This is a genomic window from Streptomyces sp. NPDC014733, assembly GCF_043083385.1.
Taxonomy (GTDB): domain Bacteria; phylum Actinomycetota; class Actinomycetes; order Streptomycetales; family Streptomycetaceae; genus Streptomyces.
On sequence record NZ_JBIBYO010000014.1, the window covers coordinates 67,070 to 78,897 of the forward strand.

Here is an 11,828-nt window from a genome sequence, read left to right on the forward strand (position 1 = left end):
ACCTTCCCGACGCGCCGCGCGCAACGCCGGAGTCACGCCGCGGTGCGCCGCGCGCGGTAACCCTGGGGTGCGGGCAGCGGAACGTATCTGCGCACACCCGAACCGCACTCCCTCGCACACAGCGACGCTTCAGTCACGCTACGCTCACACCCGACCAGCCCGCCCACCCATCCACCCGTGTCCCGGCAGAACGGCTCAAGGCGACGAATGCCCCAGCACACCTCCGGTTCTGACCGCGCGGCAGTACCACCTGCCGCGCGCGCCGGCGTGCGCCCCGCCGCCCCCAGCGCGCTCGACGATCTGTGGCGCTCCTACAAGCGAACCGGCGACGAACGCCTGCGGGAACAGCTGATCCTGCACTACTCACCCCTCGTCAAATACGTCGCCGGGCGCGTCAGCGTCGGCCTGCCCTCCAACGTCGAGCAGGCCGACTTCGTCTCCTCCGGAGTCTTCGGACTCATCGACGCCATCGAGAAGTTCGAGCCCGAACGCTCCATCAAATTCGAGACCTACGCGATCACCCGCATCCGCGGCGCGATGATCGACGAACTCCGCGCACTCGACTGGATCCCCCGCTCCGTACGCCAGAAGGCCCGCGCCGTCGAACGCGCCTACGCAACCCTCGAAGCCCAGCTGCGCCGTACCCCCTCCGAGTCCGAGGTCGCCCGCGAGATGGGCATCTCCCTCGAAGACCTCCACGGCGTCTTCAGCCAGCTCTCCCTGGCCAACGTCGTCGCCCTCGAAGAACTCCTGCACGCCGGGGGCGACGGCGGCGAACGCCTCAGCCTGATGGACACGCTGGAGGACACCGCCGCCGACAACCCCGTCGAGATCGCCGAGGACCGCGAACTGCGACGGCTGCTCGCCCGCGCCATCAACACCCTGCCCGACCGCGAGAAAACGGTAGTCACCCTCTACTACTACGAGGGCCTGACCCTCGCCGAGATCGGCAACGTCCTCGGCGTCACCGAAAGCCGCGTCAGCCAGATCCACACCAAGTCCGTCCTCCAGCTGCGGGCCAAGCTCGCCGACGCGGGACGCTGAGCGGGGCGGGTGCCCGGACGGGGCGGACCCGCCGACAAGATGGGCGACCTCCCCGCCCGGCCCTCGGCCGGTCGGGCGGGACGCCGGTGCCGGGACGGCTGCCGGAGGCACGGGTCGCACCCGCCCTCGTAGCGGTACGCCCCGCCGTGCAGCCGACGCGGAGTGCCGCTCGGCGCCGCCCATCCGTAGAGTGGTCGGGTGCCCAGGATTCGAGCGGCCTCAGTGGCCGAGCACCGAACAATGCAGCGCGGCGCCCTCTTGGACGCCGCCCGCACCCTGCTGTCCGAAGGCGGAACGGAAGCCCTGACCTTCCCCGCACTCGCCGAGCGCACCGGCCTCGCGCGGTCGTCCGTGTACGAATACTTCCGCTCCCGCGCCGCCGTCGTCGAAGAGCTGTGCGCCGTCGACTTCCCGGTATGGGCGGCGGAGGTCGAGGCGGCCATGGAGCGCGCCGACACCGACGAAGCGAAGATCGAGGCATATGTACGACGCCAGCTCGCGCTGGTCGGCGACCGGCGGCACCGTGCGGTCGTCGCCATCTCGGCAGGTGAGCTGGACGCCGGGGCGCGGGAGAAGATTCGCGCCGCCCACGGCGGACTCATCGCCATGATTGTGGAAGCGCTCGCCGGCCTCGGCCACACCGAGCCCCGCTTGGCCGCCATGCTCCTCCAGGGCGTCGTCGACGCCGCCGTCCGCCGCATCGAACTCGGCGCCGCGGAGGACCCTGAAGTGATCACCGAGGCTGCGGTCTCCATGGCCCTGCGGGGGGTGGGGGGCTGAGGGGGAGGGGGTTGTTTGTTTCGGCCTTCTGGGGGCTTCCCCCGCCCCCTCCCTCCCGCCCGCCCCTCCCCGCCGCCTCCCCTCCCGCCGCACGCGTCAACCCGATGGCGCAGGTCACAGCCGCCTTGCCATCAGCTCACCGTCCCAGCGCTCAGGGCACGGTGCCCCGTCCTCCGGTGCGCTCCTGTGCGGTCGGCGCCTTCTTCCTGTCGGCGCGATTCTCCGCCGCACTCCGGTCCGTGGGGGCGGTCAGGAGATACGCAGCCCCGTTGAGCAGCACCTGCTGCTCAACCGACTCATGATCATCTTGCTGCACGCGGAGGTCTCGCGGCTCCTGCTCGTCCCGCTTCTTTGAGGCGTCGCCGTCCAGGGGCGTGTCCGGTGGAGTCGGCACACCGGTGAGAGGCAGAAGCCGCGACGGGCCGGTCCGCCGCATGTCCGGGGGGAGCAGTGTGAGCGGGTCGAGGTAGGTCTTCCCGCGCAAAAGGCCCCAGTGGAGGCATGTCTCGTGGCAGTGGAAAGGCCCCTGCTGAAGAACGCCCACCGGCTGCCCTGCGGCAACCCGGTCGCCCTTGCGTACCGAGGCGTGTACCGGCTCGTACGTGGTGCGGAGCGGGGGCTCCCCGGTGTCGGACAGCTGGACGGTGACCACGCCCCGGCCTGCGACGACCCCGGCGAACGCGACCTCACCGGGCGCGGCGGCCCGGACGGTCGTCCCGGGCGGCGCCGCCAGATCCACACCGCGGTGTCCTGGAGCCCAGGGAGCAGGCGGCGGCTCCCACCCGCGCAAAATCGTGGGCCGCGCCCCGGCTTCGCCGGCCACCGGCCAGGCACGGTCAGCGGCGGCAGGCGCCGGAGCCTCCGTTGCCTGCGGAGATGTGGGGCGGCCGGGCTCGGTAGACGGCTCATGCTCTCCCACACGTGACTCATGTTCTCCTGCACGGGCGGCCGCCACCCCGGTGAGCGCGGCGAGAGAGGCAAAGGCGGCGAACGCCACCAGAGCGGCGAGCACGCCTCTGGCCGAAGGGGCTGTGGCCTGCGAGGAAGGGCCATGCCCCGGGGGATGTGGCGCGCCGCACGACTGGGCGGGACCGGCCCCGGGCGCCTGCGCAAGGGGGCCCGCTGCGGGCGCTGAGCGACGCCCGTACCGGCATACGAGGTGCACATACCGTCCGAGGCCGAACGCGGCCAGTGCGCGAGACCGACCGCCGTGCGCCGTCGCGTCACGCAGGCGCGGTCGGCCCACCGACGTAGCGGCCGCGCCGAGTTGCCTGGCGGACGTCTCCCCTGCGGCGCTCCGGCACCGGAGGCTTGGATGGTGCCCGCTCGATCGTCCCGTCCGCGTGCGGCACCACGCCCCCAGCGGATCGAAGCGGCGCACGCGCGGCGGCCGACGGCTGCCGAGGCAGGGGGAAGGAAGATCTGGAGTACGGGGGCCGGACAGAGACGAGGGGCGGAGGCGGCCGGGCAGGACGCGGAGGCGGGGGAGAGCCGGGAGAAGTCGCATGGTTCGACCGTGATGCAGTCCGAGCGAGCGCGGGGATCTTGGGCCAGATCTGTGGGTAACCCGGCGTCTGTGGACAACCTCCTCACCCGATCCGGTGAGCGTCGGGCTCTCGGGGGCGCCTTCCCGCCCTCGGGTATTCCGCCGCGCCTCCGATGACGGCCCCCACTCAGTCCGGTGCCCTCCGACTGCCCGGCCACCTGGCAGCATCCGACCGCGCCCCCTCGCATGCCGGGCGCGCGCCCACACACCACGTGCCGTTACACCCACGCGCCCCACACCCGCACCGCGCACACCGCGACAGTCACGTCGTGGGCCCTCTCCCGCTCGCATGGGGCAGGAGAGAAACCCGGCGCCCCACGCGAGCGCCAGCCCGCGGACGGCCCCGGCCCCGACCCCGACCCCGCGCCCCATGCGCGAGAGCTGCCCCCCCCGCCCCATGCACCGTCCCGGTCCTCCCGAGAAGAACCATCGCGATCGCCGCGTCCCGACGGCCCCCGCTGTCCGCACTGCCGCGTCCGGCCATGGGGCCGCCGGGGCAGCCGGTGAGGCTCGGTGCAGGTGAGGCGGCACGGGGCGGCACCGAGCGAAAGGCGCGTGTCGCTGAGCGCGTCGGCCGTCCCGTACACTTCTGATGGCGATCCGGGTCACCGGGTCGACTTCGCACGCCCCGCCGCCAGTGCATCAGTCCCTATCGGGCCGCACGGTGGCCGCGCCCCTCGGTCCTCGGACGGTTCCGCAAGGTTCCCTCCCCGGCAGGCGCGTCGGGGCGTCAGGCACCGCGGCCGACCGGCCGCAGTGGAACCGAGAAACACAAGGAGAACGGCCATGGCCGTCGTCACGATGCGGGAGCTGCTGGAGAGCGGCGTCCACTTCGGGCACCAGACCCGCCGCTGGAACCCGAAGATGAAGCGTTTCATCTTCACGGAGCGCAACGGCATCTACATCATTGACCTGCTCCAGTCGCTGTCGTACATCGACCGCGCCTACGAGTTCGTCAAGGAGACCGTCGCCCACGGCGGCTCGGTCATGTTCGTCGGCACCAAGAAGCAGGCCCAGGAGGCCATTGCCGAGCAGGCGACCCGCGTGGGCATGCCCTACGTGAACCAGCGCTGGCTCGGCGGCATGCTGACCAACTTCTCGACCGTCTACAAGCGCCTGCAGCGCCTGAAGGAGCTCGAGCAGATCGACTTCGAGGATGTGGCCGCGTCCGGCCTCACCAAGAAGGAGCTGTTGGTCCTCTCCCGCGAGAAGGCCAAGCTGGAGAAGACCCTCGGCGGTATCCGCGAGATGCAGAAGGTGCCCAGCGCCGTCTGGATCGTGGACACCAAGAAGGAGCACATCGCCGTTGGTGAGGCCCGGAAGCTCAACATTCCGGTCGTCGCGATCCTCGACACCAACTGTGACCCCGACGAGGTCGACTACAAGATCCCGGGCAACGACGACGCGATCCGCTCCGTCACTCTGCTCACCCGCGTGATCGCCGACGCCGTCGCCGAGGGCCTCATCGCCCGCTCCGGTGGCGCCGAGGCCAAGGGTGAGAAGGCCGCCGGCGAGCCGCTGGCCGAGTGGGAGCGCGACCTGCTCGAGGGCGACAAGAAGGCTGACGAGGCCCCCAAGGCCGAGGAGAAGCCCGCCGAGGAGAAGCCCGCCGAGGCTGCGGCCGAGGAGAAGCCGGCGGCCGACGCCGAGCAGGCCTGACCTCAGACCGGTTGACGACGGCGGGGGACGGTGCCACAAGCGCCGCCCCCCGCCGTCCACCCGTAGATCTTTCGACTTTCGAGAAGAGATTCACAGATCATGGCGAACTACACCGCCGCTGACGTCAAGAAGCTCCGCGAGCTCACCGGCGCCGGCATGATGGACTGCAAGAAGGCCCTGGACGAGGCCGAGGGCAACGTCGACAAGGCCGTCGAGGCGCTGCGCATCAAGGGCCAGAAGGGCGTCGCCAAGCGCGAGGGCCGCTCCGCCGAGAACGGCGCCGTGGTCTCCCTGATCGCCGACGACAAGACCTCCGGTGTCCTCGTCGAGCTGAAGTGCGAGACGGACTTCGTCGCCAAGGGTGAGAAGTTCCAGGCCGTCGCCAACGAGATCGCCGCGCACGTCGCCAAGACCTCCCCGGCCGACATCGAGGCGCTGCTCGCCTCCGAGATCGAGGCCGGCAAGACCGTCCAGGCGTTCGTCGACGAGGCCAACGCCAACCTGGGCGAGAAGATCGTCCTGGACCGCTTCGCGCAGTTCACCGGCGGCTACGTCGCGGCCTACATGCACCGCACCATGCCCGACCTGCCCCCGCAGATCGGTGTCCTCGTCGAGCTCGACAAGGAGAACGCCGAGATCGCCAAGGGCATCGCCCAGCACATCGCCGCGTTCGCGCCGAAGTACCTGGCCAAGGACGACGTGCCGGCCGAGGTCGTCGAGGCCGAGCGCCGCGTCGCCGAGGAGACCACGCGCGCCGAGGGCAAGCCCGAGGCCGCCCTCCCGAAGATCGTCGAGGGTCGCCTCAACGGTTTCTTCAAGGACGCGACGCTGCTCGGTCAGCCCTACGCGCTCGACAACAAGAAGTCGGTCGAGAAGGTCCTCCAGGAGGCCGGTGTCACCCTGAAGCGCTTCTCGCGCATCAAGGTCGGCATCTGAGCGAGCCGGAACGCCCGCACCACCGCGAGACCGGCCGCCACGGCCGACCGCCTGGTGCAGGGCAGCGAATGACCCGCGGCCCCATTAGGGTCGTACGCAGTCGGCCGCACACCGGCCGGCCGCAGATGTGACGAGGAGGCCATTGCCGCACAGGGATCTGAACCAGACCCACGGCAATGGCCTCCTTCGTATGTGTACGAGGAGAGCTTCACATGAACCACGGTGCCGACGGCTCGGATAAAGCCGGCAATCCCGACAGCGGCGGGAAGGGACGCTTCCTGCTCAAGCTGTCCGGCGAAGCATTCGCCGGCGGCGGCGGTCTCGGCGTCGACCCCGACGTCGTCCACGCCATCGCCCGCGAGATCGCCGCCGTGGTACGCGACGGCTACGAGATCGCCATCGTGATCGGTGGCGGCAACTTCTTCCGTGGCGCCGAACTCCAGCAGCGCGGCATGGACCGGGCCCGCTCCGACTACATGGGCATGCTCGGCACGGTCATGAACTGCCTCGCCCTCCAGGACTTCCTGGAGAAGGAAGGCATCGACTCCCGCGTCCAGACCGCCATCACCATGGGGCAGGTCGCGGAGCCGTACATCCCGCTGCGCGCCGTGCGCCACCTGGAGAAGGGCCGCGTCGTCATCTTCGGCGCCGGCATGGGCATGCCGTACTTCTCCACCGACACCACGGCCGCCCAGCGCGCCCTGGAGATCGACGCCCAGGCCATGCTGATGGGCAAGAACGGCGTGGACGGCGTGTACGACGCCGACCCGAAGAAGAACCCCGACGCGGTCAAGTTCGACGCTCTCGAATACGGCGAGGTCATCACCCGCGACCTGAAGGTCGCCGATGCCACCGCCATCACGCTGTGCCGCGACAACAAGCTTCCGATCCTCGTCTTCGAACTGCTCGCCGAGGGCAACATCGCGCGTGCGGTGAAGGGTGAGAAGATCGGCACGCTCGTCAGCGATCAGGACACCCGGGCCTGACGGCCCCAACTGCCGCGCGGGCACGGGGCGTCGCCCCGCGCCCCGCGGCACCTCCCGTGCACGGGGACGAGACCGGCACGGGGATGGACAACCGCCTGCCGGTCGGACACCGTGCAGGAGTGGACGCGCGGCAGGGGCGAGGCTCTGCTTCTTACGAATAAGACCAGGAGCAAGTGGTGATCGAAGAGATCCTCCTCGAAGCCGAGGAGAAGATGGAGAAGGCCGTCGTGGTCGCCAAGGAGGACTTCGCCGCGATCCGCACGGGGCGTGCGCACCCGGCGATGTTCAACAAGATCGTGGCGGACTACTACGGTGCGATGACGCCGATCAACCAGTTGGCGTCGTTCTCGGTCCCGGAACCGCGGATGGCCGTCGTGACGCCGTTCGACAAGAGCGCCCTGCGCAACATCGAGCAGGCGATCCGTGACTCGGACCTCGGTGTCAACCCGAGCAACGACGGCAACATCATCCGTGTGACGTTCCCGGAGCTGACCGAGGAGCGCCGCAAGGACTACATCAAGGTCGCCAAGACCAAGGGCGAGGACGCGAAGATCTCGATCCGCAGCGTCCGCCGCAAGGCCAAGGAAAGCCTGGACAAGCTGGTCAAGGACAAGGAGACCGGCGAGGACGAGGTCCGCCGCGCGGAGAAGGAGCTCGACGACACCACCGCGAAGTACGTCGCGCAGGTGGACGAGCTGCTCAAGCACAAGGAATCCGAGCTCCTCGAGGTCTGATGAACGAGTCATCCTGGGGCTCCTCGCCCGGCGCCGGTCCTTGGGGGCCGGCGCCGGACCACGGGGCGGCCCCCGCGCCGCATGGGGCGGCGTCCCCCGCCGCGGCGGGGCACTCATACGACGGGGGAGCGGTCGCCCGGACCCGCCCGCTGCCCGTCGTGCCCGACACCGGCGGACACCAGGACGACGACCGGGACCACCGGGGCCCCCGGGATGACCCGAACCACCGGGACGACCGGGGGGCCACTCACCTGAGCGGCCCCCTGTTCCGCGACGAAAAGCCGCAGGAGCCCATGGCCACGCCTTTCCCCGGTTCCCCCGGGCCCGAGGGCTCGACGGACCCGCAGAAGCCCCACCCGACGGAGCCGGAGAAGCCCAAGAAGAAGAGCGCGGGGCGTAATCTGCGCGCCGCGATAGGGGTGGGCGTCGGCCTCGGCGTGGTCATCCTCGCCTCCCTCTTCGTCTACAAGCCCGTCTTCATCGGCGTGATAGCGGTCGCTGTCGTCGTGGGCCTGTGGGAGCTGACCGCGCGCCTCGCGGAGCGCAAGGACATCCAGGTACCGCTGATCCCGCTCGCCGTCGGCGGCACCGCCATGGTGATCGCCGGGTACGTCCGCGGGGCCGGTGGCGCGTGGACGGCGATGGCGCTCACCGCCCTGGCGGTTCTCGTGTGGCGGATGACAGGGAAGCCGGAGAACTACCTGCGGGACGTCACCGCGGGCGTGTTCACAGCGTTCTACGTCCCGTTCCTCGCCACCTTCGTCGCCCTGATGCTCGCCGCCGACGCGGACGGGCCGCAGCGGGTGCTGACGTTCCTGCTGCTGACCGTCGTCAGTGACACCGGGGCGTACGCCGTGGGGTGGCGGTTCGGGAAGCACAAGCTCGCGCCCCGGATCAGCCCCGGCAAGACGCGTGAGGGCCTGGTCGGCGCCGTGCTGTTCGCGATGGTCGCCGGCGCGCTGTGCATGGAGTTCCTGATCAAGGGCGGTGCGTGGTGGCAGGGTCTGCTGCTGGGCCTCGCGGTCGCCGCCAGCGCCACCCTCGGTGACCTCGGCGAGTCCATGATCAAGCGGGATCTCGGCATCAAGGACATGGGCACTCTGCTGCCGGGCCACGGCGGCATCATGGACCGACTCGACTCCCTGCTGCCCACCGCCCCGGTCGTCTGGCTGCTCTTCGTGATCTTCGTGGGCGCGGGGTGACCTCCGCGCTCCACGCCTGACATCGCCTCCGTCACCGGGTGACGGGAAGCCCCCTGCCGACGGGGAACCGTTGGCAGGGGGCTTCTGCGTGTGCGCACGGGGCCACCGCATGGGGCGGCCGGCACTCCGGCGCCCCATGCGCGGCGGCCCCATGCAGCGGCCCGGCCATCGCGGAACTCCGCACGGGCACGACCGGGCACCGCACCGTCACGGCGGCGAGCTGACCGCGCACCTCGCCGCCTGTCTGCGCCATGCGCCGGTGGCCCCGTCCGCCTGCTCCGGGGCCATCTACGACATCACCCTGGGGCGTAGGGGGGCCGTCACCCACCTCCGTGAGGCCTGGCACTTCTGACCGCGGGCGGGCCGCCCCGTGCCTGCACATCCGGGGTGACCGCCCCCACCCTCGGGACGGCCCGGCCCGCCCTGGGGGTCTGCGACACTGGATGCACCATGCCGAAGCCCGGAGAACTCACCTTTGTCGCGCCGCGTGGGGCCAAGAAGCCCCCGCGGCACCTCGCCGATCTCAGCCCTGTGGAGCGCCGTGAAGCGGTGGCCGCGATCGGGGAGAAGCCGTTTCGTGCCAAGCAGCTGTCGCAGCACTACTTCGCGCGGTACGCGCACGACCCGGCGCAGTGGACGGACATCCCCGCTGCCGCGCGGGAGAAGCTGGCGACGGAGCTGCTGCCCGATCTGATGAGCGTGGTGCGGCACATCTCCTGTGATGACGACACCACCCGCAAGACCCTCTGGAAGCTGCACGACGGCACCCTCGTCGAGTCGGTGCTGATGCGGTACCCCGACCGCGTCACCATGTGCATCTCCTCGCAGGCCGGCTGCGGTATGAACTGCCCGTTCTGCGCCACGGGGCAGGCCGGTCTGGACCGTAACCTCTCGACGGCGGAGATCGTCCACCAGATCGTCGACGGCATGCGGGCGCTGCGTGACGGCGAGGTGCCCGGCGGCCCCGCGCGGCTGTCCAACATCGTGTTCATGGGCATGGGGGAGCCGCTCGCCAACTACAAGCGGGTCGTCGGCGCCATCCGGCGGCTCACCGACCCCGAGCCGGACGGCCTGGGGCTGTCCCAGCGCGGAATCACCGTGTCGACGGTCGGTCTGGTCCCGGCGATGCTGCGGTTCGCCGACGAAGGCTTCAAGTGCCGCCTCGCCGTCTCGCTCCATGCGCCCGACGACGAGCTGCGCGACACGCTGGTGCCGGTCAACACCCGCTGGAAGGTCCGCGAGGTGCTCGACGCGGCGTGGGAGTACGCGGAGAAGTCCGGCCGCCGGATCTCCATCGAGTACGCCCTCATCCGTGACATCAACGACCAGGCATGGCGCGGTGACCTGCTCGGGCGCCTGCTCAAGGGGCGACGCGTCCATGTGAACCTCATCCCGCTGAACCCGACACCCGGGTCGAAGTGGACCGCCTCGCGGCCCGAGGACGAGCGGGCGTTCGTCCGGGCCATCGAGGCGCACGGCGTGCCGGTGACGGTGCGCGACACCCGGGGCCAGGAGATCGACGGGGCCTGCGGTCAGCTCGCCGCCTCCGAGCGCTGACCCCGCGCTGGTACCGTGTGATCGAACAAATGCACATTCCGACAGGGGAGCGCCGCAGCGCTGAGAGTGCGGGGAGACCGTAGAGATACGGGGGACCCGCAGACCCTTGAACCTCGCCCGGGTCATTCCGGGTAGGAAGTTCGGTCATCACTCATGCTGTTGCGCCCCGTGCGGCGCCGCGCGAGACGCGTTCCGACGTGCCCCGTGCGGCGCCGCATGGGGCCGCGTCTCTTCCTGGCCAGCCAGGAGGAACATTCAGTGGGTCACACCAGCCGTACCACCACCCGCAGAGCCGCCGCGGCCGTCGCGGTCGCCGCCGTCACCATGGGCGGAGTCGCAGCCTGCGGCAGCTCCGGCAGCGACGCGGCGGACGCCAAGACCGTCACGCTCGTCAGCCACGACTCGTTCAACGCCTCGAAATCGGTGCTCGCCGACTTCGAGAAAGAGAGCGGCTACAAGGTCCGCATCCTCAAGGGCGGCGACGCCGGGAAGGCCGTCAACCAGGCGATCCTGTCCAAGGACAACCCGCAGGGCGACGTCTTCTTCGGCATCGACAACACTCTGCTCTCGCGCGGTCTGAAGGCCGGGATCTTCGCCCCGTACCAGGCCAAGGGGCTCGACACGGTGCCGGACGCACTCCAGCTCGACAAGGCCGGGCACCATGTCACCCCGCTCGACTACGGCGACACCTGCGTCAACTACGACCGCGCGTACTTCACCGCGCACCACCTCGTGCCGCCGAAGACCTTCAACGACCTGATCAAGCCGCAGTACAAGAACCTGCTGGTCACCGAGAACTCCGCGACATCCTCGCCGGGGCTCGCCTTCCAACTCGGCACCATTGCCGCGTACGGCCAGGACGGCTGGCAGGACTACTGGAAGAAGCTCAAGGCCAACGGCGTGGAGGTCGTCGACGGCTGGGAGCAGGCGTACAACGAACGGTTCTCCGGCTCTGCCGCGGGCAAGGACAAGGGCGACAAGCCGCTGGTCGTCTCGTACGCCTCCAGCCCGCCCGTCGAGGTGCTCGGTAAGAAGCCGGAGCCGAAGCAGGGCCCGACCGGCGTGGCCACCGGCACCTGCTTCCGCCAGATCGAGTTCGGCGGCCTGCTCAAGGGCGCGAAGAACGCGAAGGGCGGCAAGGAACTGCTGGACTTCCTGCTGAGCCGGAAGTTCCAGGAGGACATGCCACTCCAGATGTTCGTCAACCCGGTCCGCAAGGACGCCACCGTGCCCGCGCTGTTCACCAAGTACGGCGCGACGATCGACAAGCCGGCGACGGTGGCGCCGGAGACGATCACCGCGCACCGCGAACAGTGGATCAAGCAGTGGTCCTCGCTCGTCCTGAAGTAACCGCACGGGGCCGCCGCCCCATACGCGCCACCGC

Annotated in this window: 11 protein-coding genes and 1 riboswitch; of the genes, 10 read left to right on the forward strand and 1 reads right to left on the reverse strand. The window is 70.2% G+C overall.

The window, feature by feature from the left end; genetic code table 11:
- Nucleotides 1–207 precede the first annotated feature (207 nt).
- Both whiG and ACF1BH_RS26125 read left to right on the forward strand, forming a co-directional pair.
- A complete protein-coding gene (gene whiG, locus ACF1BH_RS26120) occupies nucleotides 208–1,044 on the forward strand; it encodes an RNA polymerase sigma factor WhiG (protein ID WP_391646177.1) in 837 nt (278 codons plus the stop codon).
- Between the two features lie 240 nt (nucleotides 1,045–1,284).
- Nucleotides 1,285–1,824 (forward strand): TetR/AcrR family transcriptional regulator, encoded by a 540-nt coding sequence (locus ACF1BH_RS26125; protein ID WP_391646325.1) that lies wholly within the window; start codon nucleotides 1,285–1,287, stop codon nucleotides 1,822–1,824.
- A gap of 151 nt (nucleotides 1,825–1,975) precedes the next feature.
- Here ACF1BH_RS26125 and ACF1BH_RS26130 read toward each other — a convergent pair whose 3' ends face one another.
- Complete coding sequence (locus tag ACF1BH_RS26130; protein ID WP_391646179.1) at nucleotides 1,976–2,563, reverse strand: M23 family metallopeptidase; 588 nt, start codon at nucleotides 2,561–2,563, stop codon at nucleotides 1,976–1,978.
- Nucleotides 2,564–4,156: 1,593 nt separating this feature from the next.
- Here ACF1BH_RS26130 and rpsB point away from each other — a divergent pair.
- The 8 genes from rpsB (at nucleotide 4,157) to ACF1BH_RS26170 (ending at nucleotide 11,794) form a co-directional block, all read left to right on the forward strand.
- Nucleotides 4,157–5,029, forward strand: coding sequence for a 30S ribosomal protein S2 (rpsB, locus tag ACF1BH_RS26135; protein WP_391646182.1), 873 nt, complete (start codon nucleotides 4,157–4,159; stop codon nucleotides 5,027–5,029).
- Nucleotides 5,030–5,128: 99 nt separating this feature from the next.
- The gene (gene tsf, locus ACF1BH_RS26140; protein WP_391646184.1) at nucleotides 5,129–5,965 is read left to right on the forward strand and encodes a translation elongation factor Ts; all 837 of its coding nucleotides are present in this window, start codon (nucleotides 5,129–5,131) and stop codon (nucleotides 5,963–5,965) included.
- Nucleotides 5,966–6,177: 212 nt separating this feature from the next.
- Entirely contained in the window at nucleotides 6,178–6,951 is a 774-nt protein-coding gene (pyrH, locus tag ACF1BH_RS26145) for a UMP kinase (protein ID WP_345080177.1), read from the forward strand.
- Between the two features lie 176 nt (nucleotides 6,952–7,127).
- Nucleotides 7,128–7,685, forward strand: a complete 558-nt coding sequence (gene frr / locus ACF1BH_RS26150; RefSeq protein WP_030289224.1) for a ribosome recycling factor — start codon at nucleotides 7,128–7,130, stop codon at nucleotides 7,683–7,685.
- Nucleotides 7,685–8,887 carry a phosphatidate cytidylyltransferase gene (locus ACF1BH_RS26155; protein WP_391646187.1) on the forward strand — a complete coding sequence of 401 codons (1,203 nt, stop codon included), beginning with the start codon at nucleotides 7,685–7,687 and terminating at the stop codon, nucleotides 8,885–8,887. The genes frr and ACF1BH_RS26155 overlap by 1 nt, the downstream gene beginning before the upstream one ends.
- Nucleotides 8,888–9,023: 136 nt before the next feature.
- Nucleotides 9,024–9,239, forward strand: a complete 216-nt coding sequence (locus tag ACF1BH_RS26160; RefSeq protein ID WP_391646189.1) for a hypothetical protein — start codon at nucleotides 9,024–9,026, stop codon at nucleotides 9,237–9,239.
- Nucleotides 9,240–9,337: 98 nt separating this feature from the next.
- Complete coding sequence (gene rlmN, locus ACF1BH_RS26165; RefSeq protein ID WP_391646191.1) at nucleotides 9,338–10,444, forward strand: 23S rRNA (adenine(2503)-C(2))-methyltransferase RlmN; 1,107 nt, start codon at nucleotides 9,338–9,340, stop codon at nucleotides 10,442–10,444.
- Between the two features lie 33 nt (nucleotides 10,445–10,477).
- Nucleotides 10,478–10,600: riboswitch (TPP riboswitch) on the forward strand.
- Between the two features lie 60 nt (nucleotides 10,601–10,660).
- On the forward strand, nucleotides 10,661–11,794 hold the full coding sequence (locus ACF1BH_RS26170) for a thiamine ABC transporter substrate binding subunit (RefSeq protein WP_391646193.1): 1,134 nt from the start codon (nucleotides 10,661–10,663) through the stop codon (nucleotides 11,792–11,794).
- The last annotated feature ends 34 nt before the right edge of the window (nucleotides 11,795–11,828 follow it).